Genomic DNA, 15,798 nt, shown 5'->3' on the forward strand with positions numbered 1-15,798 from the left:
GGGCTTAGACGCGCAGGTAGTGCTCGCGCTCGCCCAACCAGCGCTTGAGGTGGGTGTCCACGGCTTCAGGAAAGCGCGCGAGCATCTCGTCCGCAGCGCCCTGCGCAAATTCGACGAGCCACGCATCGTGATTCAGATCGGCAAAACGCAGCATCGCTTCGCCTGATTGCCGCGCGCCGAGGAATTCACCGGGCCCGCGGATCTCCAGGTCGCGCCGGGCGATTTCGAAACCATCGGTGGTCTCGCGCATGGTTTGCAGGCGCTGCTTGGCCGTCGGCGACAGCGGCGCCTGATACAGCAGCACACAGACCGATTCCGCAGTGCCGCGTCCCACCCGCCCGCGTAGCTGGTGCAGCTGCGCAAGGCCAAAGCGCTCGGCGTGCTCGATCACCATCAGCGAGGCATTGGGCACATCCACACCCACTTCGATGACGGTGGTGGCGACCAGCACGTGCAGGTCGCCGCCGGCGAAGGCGCTCATCACGGCGGCCTTCTCGGCGGATGGCAGGCGTCCGTGTACAAGGCCCACTTTTAGGCCTTGCAGACTTTGCGAAAGCGTCTCGAAGGTTTCAACGGCGGTCTGCAGTTGCAGCGCTTCGCTTTCCTCGATCAGCGGGCAAACCCAGTAGACCTGTCGCCCCTCGCGTGCGGCGGCGTAGATGCGTTCAATCACCTCGTCGCGGCGCGCATCGTTGACCAAGCGCGTCACGATGGGCGTGCGGCCGGGCGGCAACTCGTCGATGGCGGAGACGTCGAGGTCGGCGTAGTACGTCATTGCGAGCGTGCGCGGGATCGGCGTGGCGGACATCATCAGCTGGTGCGGCACCTGGGCGTTGGCGGCAGGTGCATCGCCGTTGCTTGCCTTGCCGCGCAAAGCCAGCCGCTGCGCGACGCCAAAGCGATGCTGCTCATCCACCACCGCCAGGCCTAGCCGCGCGAACGTGACCGCATCCTGGATCAGCGCGTGCGTGCCGATCACGAGTTGCGCGGTGCCGGCGGCCACGCGCGCGGCCGCCTCGTCCTTCTGCTTGCGCTTGAGGCTGCCGGCCAGCCAGACGATGTCCACGCCCAGCGGTTCGAGCCACGCAGAAAGCTTGCGATAGTGCTGCTCGGCCAGCAGTTCCGTCGGCGCCATCAGCGCAGCCTGCCAGCCGGCATCGATGGCCTGGCAGGCGGCCAGCGCGGCGATGACGGTCTTGCCGCTACCAACGTCGCCCTGCAGCAACCGCTGCATCGGGTACGGGTGCGCGAGGTCGGCGCGAATCTCTTCCCACACGCGGGCCTGGGCGCCGGTCAGCTTGAACGGCAGCGCTTTCATGAAGCGGGCGAGCAGCCCATCCTTGCCGCTGTCGCGCAGGACGGGCGCGTTGCGCATGCGGCGCGCGGCCTGCGCACGCTTGAGCGAGAGCTGCTGGGAGAGCAGCTCATCAAACTTGATGCGCAGCCACGCCGGGTGCGTGCGTTCGACGAGGCTGTGTTCGTCGACATCGGGCGTCGGCTGATGCAGCAGGCGCACGGCATCGGCCGGCGTCATCAGCTTGAGCGGCGCGAGCGGGCCGGTGATGAGGCTGTTCGGCAGCGTTTCCGGCAGCGGCGTGCGCGTGAGCGCGTTCAGGATCGCTTTGCGCAGATAAGCCTGTGCGACGCCCGCCGTGCTCGGATAGACCGGCGTCAGGCGATCGGGCAGCGGTTCGTCGTCCGCCACGGCGCGCACGGTCGGGTGCACCATCTCGGCGCCAAAGAAGCCGCCGCGCACTTCGCCGCGCACGCGCAGGCGCACGCCTTCGGCCATCTGCTTGACCTGGCTGCCGTAAAAGTTGAGAAAGCGCAGAACCAGTTCGCCCGAGTCATCGGCGATATGCACGACCAGCTGCCGGCGCGGCCGGAACGCCACTTCATTGCGCGTGACCGTGCCCTCGACCTGCGCAGCCCAGCCGGTGTTGGCGCGGGCCGTGGCCTCGGCAATGGTCAGCAGCGTGGTTTCATCCTCGTAGCGCATCGGCAGATGCAGGACGAGATCGACGTCGCGGTGCAGGCCAAGCTTGGCGAGTTTGTCTGCGGGGCGGGCCGTCTTGGCCGCTGCCTTGGCAGGCTGGTCCGTCGCGGTTGCGCGTTTTGGCTTCGGCGCCGGCGCAGTATCAGCGTCGGGCATAGGAGCAGCATCAGTGGCGGAACGGGCGCGAGGCGGCACAGGGCGTTTACAATGGCGAACTTTGCGGTTTCGCCCGATTGTACCGGCGCCCGCGACCATCACTTGGCGCAATCCACGTCTGCGCCACTTTTCATGCTGACGCTGTCCGATTTCGATTTCGATCTGCCGCCCGAGCTGATCGCGCAAACCGCCCTGCCCGACCGCACCGCGAGCCGCCTGCTGGCCGTACGTCGTGCGGAAGATGGCGTGCATTTTGAAGACCGCCAATTTGCCGACCTGGTCGACTACCTGCGCCCCGGCGACCTGCTGGTCTTCAACGACACGCGCGTCATCAAGGCACGCTTTTTTGGTCACAAAGCCAGCGGCGGCAAGGTGGAAGTGCTCGTCGAGCGCCTGCTGGACGAACACACGGTGCTGGCACAGATCCGCTCCAGCAAGTCGCCCGTCGAGGGCACCACGCTGCGCCTGGCCGACGCCTTTGACGTGACGGTCGGACCGCGTGCCGAGCCGTTCTTCACGCTGCGCTTCCCGCAGCCAGCGCTGGATCTGATCGAGCAATACGGCCGCCTGCCGCTGCCGCCCTACATCGAGCACGACCCGGACAGCTTTGACGAGACGCGCTACCAGACTGTCTATGCGCGCAACCCGGGCGCCGTCGCGGCACCCACAGCGGGCCTGCACTTCGACGATGCGCTGTTCGCAAAGCTTGACGCCATGGGCATTCGGCGCGGCTTTCTCACGCTGCACGTCGGTGCGGGCACGTTCCAGCCGGTGCGCGTGGAAAACATCGCCGAGCACCGCATGCACAGCGAGTGGTACGAAATTACGGCTGAACTGGCCGAAGCCATCCGCGCCACGCGCGCGGCCGGCGGCCGCATCATCGCGGTCGGCACCACATCGATGCGGGCGCTGGAGTCGGCCGCGCAGCCGGACGGCACGCTCAATGCCTGCAGCGGCGAGACCGACATCTTCATCACCCCCGGCTACCGTTTCCGCGCCGTCGACCTGCTGGTGACGAACTTCCACCTGCCCAAGTCGACCTTGCTGATGCTGGTATCGGCGTTTGCCGGCATGAGCGCCATCCGTGAGGCGTATCGGCACGCCATCGCCCAGCGCTACCGCTTCTTCAGTTACGGCGACGCCATGCTGCTCACCCGCGCTGAACCAGACTCCATTTCCGCCTGACCATGCTCAAGTACGAACTGCTCACCACCGATGGCCTCGCCCGACGCGGCCGCATGACCCTGAACCACGGCGTGGTTGAAACGCCCATCTTCATGCCGGTGGGCACCTATGGTGCGGTCAAGGCGATGTCGCCGGCGGAGCTGAAGGACATCGGCGCACAGATCATCCTGGGCAACACGTTCCACCTGTGGCTGCGCCCGGGTCTGGAAGTGATGGACGCGCACAAGGGCCTGCACGGTTTCAATGGCTGGGATAAGCCCATCCTGACCGATTCCGGCGGCTTTCAGGTGTTTTCGTTGGGCGATCTGCGCAAGATCACCGAAGAAGGCGTGACGTTTGCATCGCCCATCAATGGCGACAAGCTGTTCCTCTCGCCCGAAATCTCGATGCAGATCCAGCGCCGGCTGAATTCCGACATCGTCATGCAGTTCGACGAATGCACGCCGTACAAAATCGGCGATCGCCCGGCCACCGAGGCGGAAGCCGCGGCCTCCATGCGCATGAGCCTGCGCTGGGCGCAACGCTCCCGCAACGAGTTCGAGCGTGAGAACAACCCGAACGCGCTGTTCGCCATCGTCCAGGGCGGCATGTTCGAGAACCTGCGCGATGAATCGCTGGCCGGCTTGCAAGCCATTGACGCCGATGCGGGCGGCGAGGGTTTCGGCGGCTATGCCATCGGCGGCCTGTCGGTCGGCGAGCCGAAGGAAGACATGATGCGCGTGCTGCAGCACGTGGCGCCGCGCCTGCCGGCCAACAAGCCGCATTACCTGATGGGCGTCGGTACGCCGGAAGATCTGGTGGCGGGCGTCGCGGCTGGCGTCGACATGTTCGACTGCGTGATGCCGACCCGCAACGCGCGCAACGGCTGGCTCTTCACCCGCTTTGGCGACATCAAGATCAAGAACGCGGTACACCGCAACGATCCGCGCCCGCTGGACGAGACCTGCGGCTGCTACACCTGTAGCAATTTCTCGCGCGCCTACCTGCACCACCTGCAGCGCGTCGGCGAGATCCTGGGTGCCCGCCTGAACACCATCCACAATCTCTATTACTACCTGGAATTGATGGCCGAAATGCGCGCTGCCATTGAATCCCACGGTTTTGCCGCCTTCCAGGTGCGCTTCGCCGCAGACCGCGCGCGCGGGGCCCTGTAAGCCGCCTTCGCAGGGCGCCGGGCGCGCCCATTTGCCGCAGCATCGCAATGGTAGAATGTCCGGTCCGATTTTTGACCGATTGACGAACCATTACGGAGTTCTGACGTGTTCCTGATTTCCGACGCTTACGCGCAAACTGCACCGGCAGCTGGTGGTGCCGCGGGTGGCCTGATGAGCTTCCTGCCGATCATCCTGATGTTCGTGGTGCTGTGGTTCATCATGATCCGCCCGCAAATGAAGCGCCAGAAAGAAACCAAGGCGATGCTCGAAGCCTTGGCGAAGGGCGACGAAGTCGTCACCGCCGGCGGCATTCTCGGCAAGGTCAGCAAGGTGGCTGAGCAGTACGTCACCGTGGAAATCGCTGCCAACACCGAAATCACTGTCCAGAAGAGCGCCGTGACCACCGTGCTGCCCAAGGGCACGCTCAAGGCGCTGTAATCGGCCCCTCCCGGCGCCGCCGCGCACAATTGCGCCGGCGCCGGAACCCCAGGCAGCGCCTATTCTAAGAATCCGCGCCCGCGCCCCTAGGCGTCGCCTCTCTGCATTCCAAGATGAATCGCTATCCGCTCTGGAAATACATTGTGATCCTGGTGGCGCTTGCCATTGGGTTCCTCTATACGCTGCCGAACTTCTTCGGCGAGGCGCCTGCCGTGCAGGTGTCTTCCGGCAAGGCCACCGTCAAGGTCGATCTGAACGTGCAAAAGCAGGTCGAGAGCCTGCTGGCTGCGGCCAGCATTCGCCCCGACGGCGTGTTCTTCGACAACAACGGCACCTCCGCCAGCGTGCGCGTGCGCTTTGCCGACACCGACACGCAGCTCAAGGCCAAGGACGTGCTGGCCCGGGGCCTGAACACCGATCAGGCCGACCCGACCTACATCGTGGCGCTGAACCTGCTTCCCGGTTCGCCGCGCTGGTTGAGCGGCGCACCGTTCTTTGCCAAACCGATGTTCCTGGGCCTGGATTTGCGCGGTGGCGTGCACTTCCTGCTGCAGGTCGACATGAACGGCGCCGTGACGAAAAAGCTCGACTCGCTGGCTGGCGACATCCGCACGCAGTTGCGTGACAAGGGCATCCGCCACAGCGGCATCGACCGTAACAACAACACAATCACGATCAAGTTCGCCAACCCGGACGACGCCGATCGCGCACGCGGGCTGCTGGCCGACTCCACGCGCGAACTGGCCTACACCGTGGACAAGAGCGCGGACGGCGCCACGCTCACCGGCACCTTCACCGCGGCTGCGATGAAGGAAGTGCAGGACAACGCGGTGAAGCAGAACATCGTTACGCTGCACAACCGCGTGAACGAACTGGGCGTGGCTGAGCCGGTGATCCAGCAACAGGGCCCGGACCGCATCGTCGTGCAATTGCCGGGCGTGCAGGACACGGCCAAGGCGAAGGACATCATCGGCCGCACGGCAACGCTGGAAGCGCGCTTGGCCGATCCGAACGCGCCGCTCGTGCCGCGTGCCGGCGATCCGGTACCGCTGGGCGACGAGCTGTTCACGCAAGGGCGCAGCGCGCCCGTCCTGCTGCAGAAGCAGGTGATCTTCACGGGTGACCGCATCACCAGCGCCTCGGCGGGCTTCGACCAGAACCACAATTCGTCGGTCGACATCACGCTCGACGGCCAGGGTGGCCGCATGCTGCGCGATGTCTCGCGTGACAACATCGGCAAACGCATGGGCATCGTGCTCTTTGAAAAGGGCAAGGGCGAAGTGCTGACGGTGGCGACCATCCAGTCCGAATTGGGCTCGCGCTTCCAGATCACCGGCATGGGCTCCACCGAGGCAGCTTCCGACCTGGCGCTGCTGCTGCGTGCGGGCTCGCTGGCCGCGCCGATGGAGATCATCGAAGAACGCACCATCGGCCCGTCGCTGGGTGCCGACAACATCAGGAAGGGCTTCGATTCGGCGCTGTACGGCTTCCTCGCCATCTCGGTGTTCATGGTGCTGTACTACATGCTGTTCGGCGCGTTCTCGGTGGCAGCGCTGGGCGTCAACGTGTTCCTGCTGATCGCGCTGCTCTCCATGCTGCAGGCCACGCTCACGCTGCCCGGTATTGCAGCTATCGCACTGGCGCTCGGTATGGCCATTGACGCGAACGTGCTGATCAACGAGCGCGTGCGTGAAGAGCTGCGCAACGGCGCATCGGCACAGATGGCCATCTCCGCCGGCTTTGACCGCGCCTGGGCGACCATCCTCGATTCGAACGTGACGACGCTCATCGCCGGTCTGGCGCTGATTGCCTTCGGCTCGGGCCCCGTGCGCGGCTTTGCAATCGTGCACTGCCTGGGGATCGGCACGTCCATGTTCTCGGCGGTGTTCTTCAACCGCGGTCTCGTGAACCTCTGGTACGGCCGCAAGAAGAAGCTGCAGAGCGTCGCCATCGGCCAAGTGTGGAAGCCGGGCAATACGAACACGGAATCGCCCGCCAAGTAATCACGCCTCCCACAACGAATCTCGCATAGAACCGGCGCTGCCCCGACACGAAGGGGCGGTCGCCACAAAGGGCAGACCATGGAGTTTTTCCGCATCCGCCGCGACATTCCGTTCATGAAGCACGCGTTGATCCTCAACGCGCTGTCGTTCCTGACGTTTATCGCTGCTGTCTTCTTCCTGTTCCACAAGGGGCTGCACCTGTCGGTGGAGTTCACCGGCGGTACGGTGATGGAAGTCGCTTACACCCAGGCCGCCGATCTGCCGAAGATCCGCGGCGACGTTGAGAAGCTCGGCTATGCCGACGCCCAGGTGCAGAACTTCGGCACCTCGCGCGACGTGATGATCCGCCTGCCGCTCAAGAACGGTCCGGACGGCAAACCCATCGCCTCGGCAGTCCAGAGCCAACAGGTGATGACGGCGCTGACCGCCGTGAACCCCGACGCCAAGCTCCAGCGCGTTGAGTTCGTCGGCCCGCAGGTCGGCAAGGAACTGGCCACGGATGGCCTGCTGGCGCTGCTGTTCGTGGTGATCGGCATCGTGATCTACCTGTCGATCCGCTTCGAATGGAAGTTTGCCGTGGCCGGCGTGATCGCCAACCTGCACGACGTCGTGATCATCCTGGGCTTCTTCGCCTTCTTCCAGTGGGAGTTCTCGCTGTCGGTGCTGGCAGGGGTGCTCGCGGTGCTGGGCTATTCGGTCAACGAATCCGTGGTGATTTTCGACCGGATCCGCGAAGCGTTCCGCAAGTACCGCAAGATGAACACGCACGAGGTGATTGATCACGCGATTACCAGCACCATCTCGCGCACGATCATCACCCACGGCTCGACCGAAATGATGGTGGTGTCGATGCTGGTGTTCGGCGGTCCGACGCTGCACTACTTCGCCCTGGCGCTGACGATCGGTATTCTGTTCGGCATCTACTCGTCGGTGTTCGTGGCCGCTGCGCTGTGCATGTGGCTGGGCGTCAAACGCGAAGATCTGGTCAAGGCCGACAAAAAGGCCGGTGGCCCGAAGGAAGACGACCCGAACTTCGGCGCGCAGGTCTAAAGATCCTGCTCCGCGCTGCCCGGACGACTCCGTTCTTCGGGCAACAAAAAAGCCCCGCAATTGCGGGGCTTTTTCTTTGGCAGAGGCGTGCCGCCTGGCTTACTGCTGTGCGACGTTGGCGTCTTGCTTGACACCTTCCACCTGAATCTTCAGCTTGGTTTCCATGTTGAAACCGTAGGCCTTGCCGTAGTCGACACCGAAGTCATCGCGCTTGAACTTCATCTCGGCGTCCGCGCCACAGACTTCACGCTTGAGCATCGGGTGCTGCATGCACTTGAACGCGTCGATTTCCAGCTTGGCCGGCTTGGTCACGCCGTGCAGCGTCAACTGGCCCTCGGCCTCGGTCGGCACGTCGCCCTTGAACTTCGTGAAGTTGCCCTTGAACGTGGCGGTCGGGTACTTGGCCACGTCGAAAATTTCGGCGCTCTTGGCGTGCTCGTTCATCTTGGCGTGACCGAAGTCGATGCTGTCGGTCTGCACGGTCACATCGATGCTGCCGGTCTTGGCGGCGCGATCCAGCGTCACGGTGCCGCTGGACTTTTCAAACTTGCCGCGCCACTTCGACAGGCCACCCATGTGGTCGGCTTCGAAGCTCGGGTAAGTGTGGTTCGGATCGAGCTGGTACGTGACCGGTGCAGCGAAAGCGGCAGTGGCAGCAATGGCCGACAGTGCGGCAACGAGGGTACGCAATTTCATGAGAACTCCTGCGGATAAAAGCGGCACACGAGGGCCGAAAAACGTTGGGGTGAGACTTCCGATTACTTCTTGGCGATGACGACGCGGAACTTGATCGTCACGTCATCCGAGACGACCGACGTATCCTTCCACTCGCCGTCACCCACCTTGAATGCGTTGCGCTTGACCGGCAAAGCGCCTTCAAAGACCTGATTGGCACCTTCCTGCTTGAACGTGACGGGTGCAGTCACATCCTGCGTGATGCCCTTGATGGTCAGCTTGCCGACCACGTCCACCTTGCCGCCCGCGCCCGGCTTGAACGCCGACGAGACGAACGTTGCCTTCGGATACTTGGCCGTGTCGAACCAGTCCTTCTTCTTCAGTTCGTCGTTGTATTCCTTGCTGCCAACGTCGACGCTGGTGACATCGATGTCCACCTTGGCAGTCGATGCAGCCACGTTGGCCGGGTTGTAATTGACGACGGCGTCGAACTTGCCGAACTTGATGTCCATCGGCACGCCGAGCTGCTTGCCGGTGGCGGTGACGCTGCTCTTGGCGGCGTCCACCTGGGCGATGGCCGATACCGATACGGCAGCAATCGACAGCGCGCCGGCGGCGACCAGGGCAATGGCACGGGGGCGCACAAAACGTTTCATCATCAGACTCCTTCGGTCAGGCCGGTCGTGCCGGCAGTCTTGGTGAAGATGGCGAGGCAGGAGCGCCGACACGCCATGTGCATCGGCGCGTTTGGAAATCAGCGGAGGAAAGGCACCATGCGGCGCAGCGTGCCGTCTCGATCGACGACGTGGTGCTTGAGCGCTGCCAGGATGTGCACCACAACGATGGCCGCCATGGTCCAGTTGAGCCATTCGTGCGCCATGCTGAAGACGTCTTTCAGCGCGTCGCTCTTGTCGAACGGCATCGGCAGCTCCCACAGGCCAAGGTAGACGACCTTGACGCCGGCCGCGACGCTCAGGAGATAGCCGGTGAGCGGCACCGCCAGAATCAGCAGATACAGCCCGACGTGTGCGGCTTCCGCGGCGGCGTGCTGCCACTTCGGCATGCCCGGCACGGGCGCCGGCGCCGGATGCGTCAGGCGCCACAGCACACGCAGCACGGCAAAGATCAGCACCGTGATGCCAATCCACTTGTGATACGAGAACAGTTTCAGCTTGGTCGGCGTAAAGCCTGGGATATCGGTCATGTACAGACCAAGCCCGAAGGCCGCGAAGATCAGCAGCGCGACGATCCAGTGCATCGCAATCGCAGGCTTGGCATAGGCGCCGTGGTCAGCGGCGCCGCGCATGGCGAGATTCGAGTGGGCGGCTTGTGACATCGGTTCCCTCGGTATGTTGTAGCGCTCGGTAGGCGGCGCCTGTGGGTAAGACCACGACGCCAAACGATTGTGCATTATTTGCGCGATCCGACCTGCCAAGGCAAGCTGAAGTTCACCAAGCGATTCAAATTTTTTGATTGACTAGGCATGCTCATATCAGCGGCGCGTAGAACGGTTCTACAGCGCACACCAAGCAAAACGGCCCGCCCTCGGATTCGAGAACGGGCCGTTCTTCAGACGGCACCACCAAATTTTTGCAACAATCAGGCGATACGGCGCGCCAGTTCTTCAGCCTTGCCGATGTAGCTGCCGGGCGTCATGTCGAGCAGCAGCTTGCGGGCATCCTCCGGAATGGCAAGCGTGCCGATGAACTCACGCAGCGCCTCGCGCGAAATGCCCTTGCCGCGCGTCAGTTCCTTGAGCTGCTCGTACGGATTGGCAATGCCATAGCGGCGCATCACGGTCTGGACCGGCTCGGCCAGCACTTCCCAGCAGTTGTCCAAGTCTTCGGCCAGGCGGGCCGGGTTGGTTTCGAGCTTGCCCAGGCCGCGCAAGCAGGCGTCGTACGCCAGCAGGCTGTAGCCGAACGCCACGCCGATGTTGCGCAGCACGGTCGAATCCGTCAGGTCACGCTGCCAGCGCGACACGGGCAGCTTTTCCGACAGATGGCGCAGCACCGCGTTGGCCAGACCGACGTTGCCTTCCGAATTTTCAAAGTCGATCGGGTTGACCTTGTGCGGCATGGTCGACGAGCCGATCTCGCCGGCCTTGGTCTTCTGCTTGAAGTAGCCCTGCGAGATGTAGCCCCAGACATCGCGGTCCAGATCCAGGATGATCGTGTTGGCGCGCGCCACGGCGTCGAACAGCTCGGCCATGTAGTCGTGCGGCTCAATCTGGATGGTGTACGGATTGAACGTCAGGCCCAGGCGCGTCTCGATCACGTTCTTCGAGAAGGCCTCCCAGTCCAGCGACGGATACGCTGACAGGTGCGCGTTGTAGTTGCCCACCGCACCGTTCATCTTGCCCAGCAGCTCAACGGCTTCGATGCGGCGGATGGCGCGATCCAGGCGGGCGGCCACGTTGGCCATTTCCTTGCCCAGCGTCGTCGGGCTGGCCGGCTGGCCGTGCGTGCGCGAAAGCATCGGGACGTCGGCGTTGGCATGGGCCAGCTCCACCAGGCGCGCCTGAACGCGGCGCAGCGTCGGCACGATGACCGTGTCGCGCGCGCCCTTGAGCATCATCCCGTGCGAGGTGTTGTTGATGTCTTCCGACGTGCAGGCGAAGTGAATGAATTCGCTGGCGGCTTCCAGCTCGGCGTTGCCCTTCACGCGCTCCTTCATCCAGTATTCGACGGCCTTCACGTCGTGGTTGGTGACGGCTTCGATCTCTTTGATGCGGGCGGCGTCTGCCTCGGCAAAGTTCTCGACCAGCGTCAGTAGTGCGCCTTCGGCGGCGGCCGAGAAACGCGGGATCTCCGCCAGCCCGGCCTGCGACAGCGCGATCAGCCAATGCACCTCCACCTTCACGCGATTGCGCATGAAAGCGGCTTCCGACAGCCACTCGCGCAGCGGATCGGCCTTGGCAGCGTAGCGGCCATCGATGGGAGACAGAGCGGTCAGGGCAGAAAGCGACGACATGGCAGGCGGGAAAAAATGTGAAGGGAATCTCAATCCGGACAACCCGGACGCGGCGTTGCGCGTTGAACCAAGGTGCATACGCGCACCCAGGCGAGCCCGCGATTTTACCACCCGGCACCTGTCTTTCACGGCCAATCCGGCCTAAAGCAAGCCTCCGTTTGGTTGAGTTGGGTTCAGGCGCCGCCCAGCGCACTCGAGAAAGTGCGCAGCTATACTTCCGCCTCCAACATGACATGCCTATGAAACTGATCGGATCGCACGCCAGCCCGTACACCCGCAAGGTGCGCGTGGTCCTGGCTGAAAAGAAAATCGACTACCAGTTCGTGCTGGAAGACGTGTGGAGCGCAGACACGCAGATCCACCAGTTCAACCCGCTGGGCAAGGTGCCCTGCCTGGTGATGGACGACGGCGGCGCCCTGTTCGACTCGCGCGTGATTGCCGAATACGCCGATACGCTGTCGCCGGTGGCGCGCCTCATTCCGCCATCGAGCCGGGAGCGCGTGGAAGTGCGCTGCTGGGAAGCGCTGGCCGACGGCCTGCTCGACGCCGCGCTCATGCTGCGCATCGAACATACGCAGCGCACACCGGAGCAGCGCAGCGAAACGTGGCTCGCGCGCCAGAGCCACAAGATCGACCAAGCGCTGCAAGCCATGTCGCAAGGCCTGGCCGACAAGACCTGGTGCAACGGCAACCACCTCACGCTGGCGGACATTGCCGTCGGCTGCGCGCTTGCCTATCTGGATTTCCGCCAGCCGCAGATCGACTGGCGCGAACGTCACGCGAACCTCGCCACGTTCTACGCGCGCATGGAAAAGCGGCCGAGCTTCATGGAAACCCAGCCGCAGTAATCCATGGCAATGGTCGAGCGTTACACGGCCACCGGATCAAACCGTTCGGCCTGGGCCATCGGCCAGTAGCGTTCATACAGTTGGTAACGGTACCGCCCGGCCAGCAGATCGCCGGGTTCCAGGTACTTGAGCAGCGTCGAGAGCAACTGCACCTCGTTGCCCGACACGCGCCGCACGATGTGGTGCGCGCGGAAATCCGCCGGATGCTGCAGGCCCGCGGCCTGCGTCAGCTCCAGCAGCGCATGCAGCGTGTGCGCGTGATATTGATGCACTCGCTCGGCCTTGTCCGGCACCACCAGCGCCTTCTGACGAGACGGGTCCTGTGTCGCTACGCCGGTCGGGCAGCGGTCGGTGTGGCACTTCTGCGCCTGGATGCAGCCCAGCGCAAACATGAAGCCACGCGCAGCGTTGCACCAGTCGGCACCCATGGCCAGCGTGCGAGCGACGTCGAACGCCGTGACGATCTTGCCCGACGCGCCAATCTTGATCTTGTCGCGCAGGTTGGTCCCGACCAGCGTGTTATGCACCAGCAGCAGCCCTTCCTGCAGCGGCGTGCCGACGTGGTCGGTAAATTCCAGCGGCGCGGCGCCGGTGCCGCCTTCCGCGCCGTCAACGACGATAAAGTCCGGGAGGATGCCGGACTCGAGCATCGCCTTGACGATGCCAAAGAACTCCCACGGATGCCCGATGCAGAGCTTGAAGCCGGTCGGCTTGCCGCCCGACAGCGTACGCAGGCGATCCACAAACTGCAGCAAACCCAGCGGCGAGTTGAATTCCGAATGCGCGGCCGGCGAGATGCAATCCTTGCCGATCTGGATGCCGCGCGTGGCGGCAATCTCGGGCGTCACCTTGGCCGCAGGCAAGACGCCACCGTGCCCCGGCTTGGCACCCTGCGACAACTTCACCTCGATCATCTTCACCTGCGGGCTGCGCGCCTGTTCGGCAAAGCGGTCCGGATCAAAGCGGCCATTGGCATCGCGGCAGCCGAAGTAGCCTGAGGCGATTTCCCAGATCAGGTCACCACCCTCTTCGCGGTGGTACGGCGAGATCGAACCCTCGCCCGTGTCATGGATGAAGTTGCCGAGCTTGGCACCGCGGTTGAGTGCGCGAATGGCATTGCCCGACAGCGCCCCGAAGCTCATCGCCGAGATGTTGAACACCGACATCGAATACGGCTTGGCGCGCCCCTCGCCCACCATCACGCGAAAGTCCGAGGAGGCAATGCGCGACGGTGCCAGCGAGTGGCCGATCCATTCGTGCCCGGCCACCTTCACATCGACTTCGGTGCCGAACGGACGGCTGTCGACTTCACCTTTGGCACGCTGATAAACGATGCTGCGCTGGGCGCGCGAGAAGGGCTTTTCGTCGGTGTCGTCTTCAACGAAATACTGGCGGATTTCCGGACGAATGAACTCGAACAGGAAGCGGAAATGGCCCCAGAGCGGGTAGTTGCGCAACACCGAGTGGCGCGTCTGCGTGATGTCGTGCACGCCGAGGATGACGAACATGCCCGGAATGACCGCGCACACCCAATGCAGACGCCCCGCTACCGCAAACCCCGCGGTAACGGCAAACAACAGCACAACGCCCGCAAAGGCCCAGTAGCGACGTGGCAGCATGACCAACCCTGTTTGAAGACAAATCAGGGCGCAAGCTTAAACGAGTGCAGCAGCAGTCGCAGCCGACACAACGCAGTGTTGCAAAAACCGATTAGGCGACCGCCTTTTCAACGATAGCCGGCTCAGCTGCGGAAATAATGCCGCCGCCCAGGCAGATCTCACCGTCGTACAGCACAGCGGATTGACCCGGCGTAACCGCCCACTGCGCCTCCGGAAAAGTCAGCGTGAGCGCGCCGTCGGCCGCGCGTGCGACCGTGCAAGGCGCATCGGCCTGGCGATAACGCGTCTTGGCGCCAAGGTGCGTGCCTTCGGCGGGTGCGTGGCCGGCAACCCAGCTCAGATCGTCGGCGTGCACGGTGTGCGCCAGCAGCCACGGGTGGTCGTGCCCCTGCACCACGTACAACGTGTTGGCCGCCATGTCCTTGCGGGCCACGTACCAGGCATCGCCGTTGCCATCGCGGCTGCCGCCGATGCCGATGCCCTTGCGCTGTCCCAACGTGTAGAACGCCAGGCCGATGTGCTCGCCGATGGTCTTGCCGTCCGGCGTCTTGATCGGGCCGGGCTTGGTCGGCAGGTAGCGATTCAGGAAATCGCGAAACGGCCGCTCGCCGATAAAGCAGATGCCGGTGGAATCCTTCTTCTTGGCGTTGGGCAGACCGATCTCGGCGGCGATTTCACGCACCTTCGTCTTCGGCATTTCGCCCAGCGGGAAGAGCGTGCGCGACAGCTGCGCCTGGTTCAGCCGGTGCAGGAAGTAGCTCTGATCCTTCGTGTGGTCGAACGCCTTGAGCAGTTCGAATCGGCCATCGACCTCGCGCACGCGGGCGTAGTGCCCGGTCGCGATCGTGTCGGCGCCAAGCGCCATCGCGTGGTCGAGGAAGGCCTTGAACTTGATCTCGGCGTTGCACAGCACGTCGGGATTGGGCGTGCGGCCGGCGGAGTATTCGCGCAGGAAATCCGCAAACACGCGGTCTTTGTACTCGGCGGCAAAGTTGACAGCTTCCACGTCGACGCCGATCAGATCGGCCACCGACACCACGTCAATCCAGTCCTGCCGGGTCGAGCAGTATTCGCTGTCGTCATCGTCTTCCCAGTTCTTCATGAACAGGCCGACGACGTCGTAGCCTTGCTGTTTGAGCAGCCAGGCAGTGACGGACGAATCCACGCCGCCAGACATCCCGACGACAATGCGCTTCTTGCTCATGACTGCGCTCCCAGGCCGTACACGCTCGCATGTGTGTGGATGACATCGAGCGGATACCGCTTGCCGGCCAGGTAGTCCTCCACGCAGGCGAGCAGCAGCGGGCTGCGATGGCGCTCGCGGCTGGCGCGGATTTCATCTGCCGTCATCCAGACAGTGCGGACAATGCCGTCGTCCAGCGTGCGGCGCGGATCTTGGGGGCCAAGCTCGCCGGTAAATGCCATCCGCACATAGGTGACCGGATCCCCTTGCGGCGGCTGGAACTGCGCCATGTAGCAGCCGAGAAAGGCAGTCGGTACAAAGCTGTGCGCGGTTTCTTCCAGCGCCTCGCGCGCGACGGCGTCGACCAGGCTTTCGTCCGGGTCGAGATGGCCGGCGGGCTGGTTCAGGCGCAAGCCGACATCGGTGTGCTCCTCCACCAGCAGAAAGCGCCCGTCCTGTTCAATGACGGCGGCAACGGTAACGCTGGGTTTCCAGCGGACAGCTTGGCTCATGGCAAA

Annotated in this window: 14 protein-coding genes; 6 read left to right on the forward strand and 8 right to left on the reverse strand. The window is 63.9% G+C overall.

Annotated features, from left to right (window positions below; all coding sequences use genetic code 11):
• Positions 1 to 4 precede the first annotated feature (4 nt).
• Positions 5 to 2,152, reverse strand: a complete 2,148-nt coding sequence (recG, locus tag R2669_RS09990) for an ATP-dependent DNA helicase RecG (protein ID WP_316899891.1) — start codon at positions 2,150 to 2,152, stop codon at positions 5 to 7.
• Between the two features lie 132 nt (positions 2,153 to 2,284).
• On the opposite strand from recG, the gene queA reads away from it, so the two are divergent.
• The 5 genes from queA to secF all read left to right on the forward strand — a co-directional run bounded on the left by queA (position 2,285) and on the right by secF (position 7,982).
• Complete coding sequence (queA, locus tag R2669_RS09995) at positions 2,285 to 3,337, forward strand: tRNA preQ1(34) S-adenosylmethionine ribosyltransferase-isomerase QueA (RefSeq protein WP_316890030.1); 1,053 nt, start codon at positions 2,285 to 2,287, stop codon at positions 3,335 to 3,337.
• 2 nt (positions 3,338 to 3,339) lie between these two features.
• Entirely contained in the window at positions 3,340 to 4,491 is a 1,152-nt protein-coding gene (gene tgt, locus R2669_RS10000; RefSeq protein WP_316899892.1) for a tRNA guanosine(34) transglycosylase Tgt, read from the forward strand.
• A gap of 105 nt (positions 4,492 to 4,596) precedes the next feature.
• The gene (gene yajC / locus R2669_RS10005) at positions 4,597 to 4,929 is read left to right on the forward strand and encodes a preprotein translocase subunit YajC (RefSeq protein ID WP_004632835.1); all 333 of its coding nucleotides are present in this window, start codon (positions 4,597 to 4,599) and stop codon (positions 4,927 to 4,929) included.
• 113 nt (positions 4,930 to 5,042) lie between these two features.
• Entirely contained in the window at positions 5,043 to 6,932 is a 1,890-nt protein-coding gene (gene secD / locus R2669_RS10010; RefSeq protein ID WP_316899893.1) for a protein translocase subunit SecD, read from the forward strand.
• A gap of 78 nt (positions 6,933 to 7,010) precedes the next feature.
• On the forward strand, positions 7,011 to 7,982 hold the full coding sequence (gene secF, locus R2669_RS10015; RefSeq protein WP_147216132.1) for a protein translocase subunit SecF: 972 nt from the start codon (positions 7,011 to 7,013) through the stop codon (positions 7,980 to 7,982).
• Positions 7,983 to 8,081: 99 nt separating this feature from the next.
• Here secF and R2669_RS10020 read toward each other — a convergent pair whose 3' ends face one another.
• The 4 genes from R2669_RS10020 to purB form a co-directional block, all read right to left on the reverse strand.
• Positions 8,082 to 8,678, reverse strand: coding sequence for a YceI family protein (locus R2669_RS10020; RefSeq protein ID WP_147215983.1), 597 nt, complete (start codon positions 8,676 to 8,678; stop codon positions 8,082 to 8,084).
• Between the two features lie 62 nt (positions 8,679 to 8,740).
• Entirely contained in the window at positions 8,741 to 9,313 is a 573-nt protein-coding gene (locus tag R2669_RS10025) for a YceI family protein (RefSeq protein ID WP_316873693.1), read from the reverse strand.
• Positions 9,314 to 9,411: 98 nt separating this feature from the next.
• Complete coding sequence (locus R2669_RS10030) at positions 9,412 to 9,993, reverse strand: cytochrome b (protein WP_316899896.1); 582 nt, start codon at positions 9,991 to 9,993, stop codon at positions 9,412 to 9,414.
• 263 nt (positions 9,994 to 10,256) lie between these two features.
• On the reverse strand, positions 10,257 to 11,630 hold the full coding sequence (gene purB / locus R2669_RS10035; protein WP_316890035.1) for an adenylosuccinate lyase: 1,374 nt from the start codon (positions 11,628 to 11,630) through the stop codon (positions 10,257 to 10,259).
• 239 nt (positions 11,631 to 11,869) lie between these two features.
• On the opposite strand from purB, the gene R2669_RS10040 reads away from it, so the two are divergent.
• Entirely contained in the window at positions 11,870 to 12,478 is a 609-nt protein-coding gene (locus R2669_RS10040) for a glutathione S-transferase (RefSeq protein WP_316899897.1), read from the forward strand.
• A 20-nt stretch (positions 12,479 to 12,498) separates the two neighbouring features.
• On the opposite strand, the gene R2669_RS10045 is transcribed toward R2669_RS10040, so the two are convergent.
• From R2669_RS10045 to R2669_RS10055, 3 genes are all read right to left on the reverse strand, one after another.
• Complete coding sequence (locus R2669_RS10045) at positions 12,499 to 14,097, reverse strand: FMN-binding glutamate synthase family protein (protein WP_316872816.1); 1,599 nt, start codon at positions 14,095 to 14,097, stop codon at positions 12,499 to 12,501.
• 91 nt (positions 14,098 to 14,188) lie between these two features.
• Positions 14,189 to 15,301: a tRNA 2-thiouridine(34) synthase MnmA gene (gene mnmA / locus R2669_RS10050; RefSeq protein ID WP_316899899.1), complete on the reverse strand. Its 1,113-nt coding sequence runs from the start codon at positions 15,299 to 15,301 to the stop codon at positions 14,189 to 14,191.
• Positions 15,298 to 15,792 carry an NUDIX hydrolase gene (locus R2669_RS10055; protein WP_316899900.1) on the reverse strand — a complete coding sequence of 165 codons (495 nt, stop codon included), beginning with the start codon at positions 15,790 to 15,792 and terminating at the stop codon, positions 15,298 to 15,300. Before R2669_RS10055 ends, mnmA begins: the two co-directional genes overlap by 4 nt.
• Positions 15,793 to 15,798 lie beyond the last annotated feature (6 nt).

Source organism: Ralstonia edaphi (genome assembly GCF_958350185.1).
In the GTDB taxonomy this organism is placed as follows: Bacteria; Pseudomonadota; Gammaproteobacteria; order Burkholderiales; family Burkholderiaceae; genus Ralstonia; species Ralstonia edaphi.

What these genes read in the sequence shown, in the direction of transcription:
- recG (WP_316899891.1), bottom strand. Translation starts at nt 2,152, where the DNA reads ATGCCCGACGCTGATACTGCGCCGGCGCCGAAGCCAAAACGCGCAACC.
- queA (WP_316890030.1), top strand. Translation starts at nt 2,285, where the DNA reads ATGCTGACGCTGTCCGATTTCGATTTCGATCTGCCGCCCGAGCTGATC.
- tgt (WP_316899892.1), top strand. Translation starts at nt 3,340, where the DNA reads ATGCTCAAGTACGAACTGCTCACCACCGATGGCCTCGCCCGACGCGGC.
- secD (WP_316899893.1), top strand. Translation starts at nt 5,043, where the DNA reads ATGAATCGCTATCCGCTCTGGAAATACATTGTGATCCTGGTGGCGCTT.
- secF (WP_147216132.1), top strand. Translation starts at nt 7,011, where the DNA reads ATGGAGTTTTTCCGCATCCGCCGCGACATTCCGTTCATGAAGCACGCG.
- R2669_RS10020 (WP_147215983.1), bottom strand. Translation starts at nt 8,678, where the DNA reads ATGAAATTGCGTACCCTCGTTGCCGCACTGTCGGCCATTGCTGCCACT.
- R2669_RS10025 (WP_316873693.1), bottom strand. Translation starts at nt 9,313, where the DNA reads ATGAAACGTTTTGTGCGCCCCCGTGCCATTGCCCTGGTCGCCGCCGGC.
- R2669_RS10030 (WP_316899896.1), bottom strand. Translation starts at nt 9,993, where the DNA reads ATGTCACAAGCCGCCCACTCGAATCTCGCCATGCGCGGCGCCGCTGAC.
- purB (WP_316890035.1), bottom strand. Translation starts at nt 11,630, where the DNA reads ATGTCGTCGCTTTCTGCCCTGACCGCTCTGTCTCCCATCGATGGCCGC.
- R2669_RS10040 (WP_316899897.1), top strand. Translation starts at nt 11,870, where the DNA reads ATGAAACTGATCGGATCGCACGCCAGCCCGTACACCCGCAAGGTGCGC.
- R2669_RS10045 (WP_316872816.1), bottom strand. Translation starts at nt 14,097, where the DNA reads ATGCTGCCACGTCGCTACTGGGCCTTTGCGGGCGTTGTGCTGTTGTTT.
- mnmA (WP_316899899.1), bottom strand. Translation starts at nt 15,301, where the DNA reads ATGAGCAAGAAGCGCATTGTCGTCGGGATGTCTGGCGGCGTGGATTCG.
- R2669_RS10055 (WP_316899900.1), bottom strand. Translation starts at nt 15,792, where the DNA reads ATGAGCCAAGCTGTCCGCTGGAAACCCAGCGTTACCGTTGCCGCCGTC.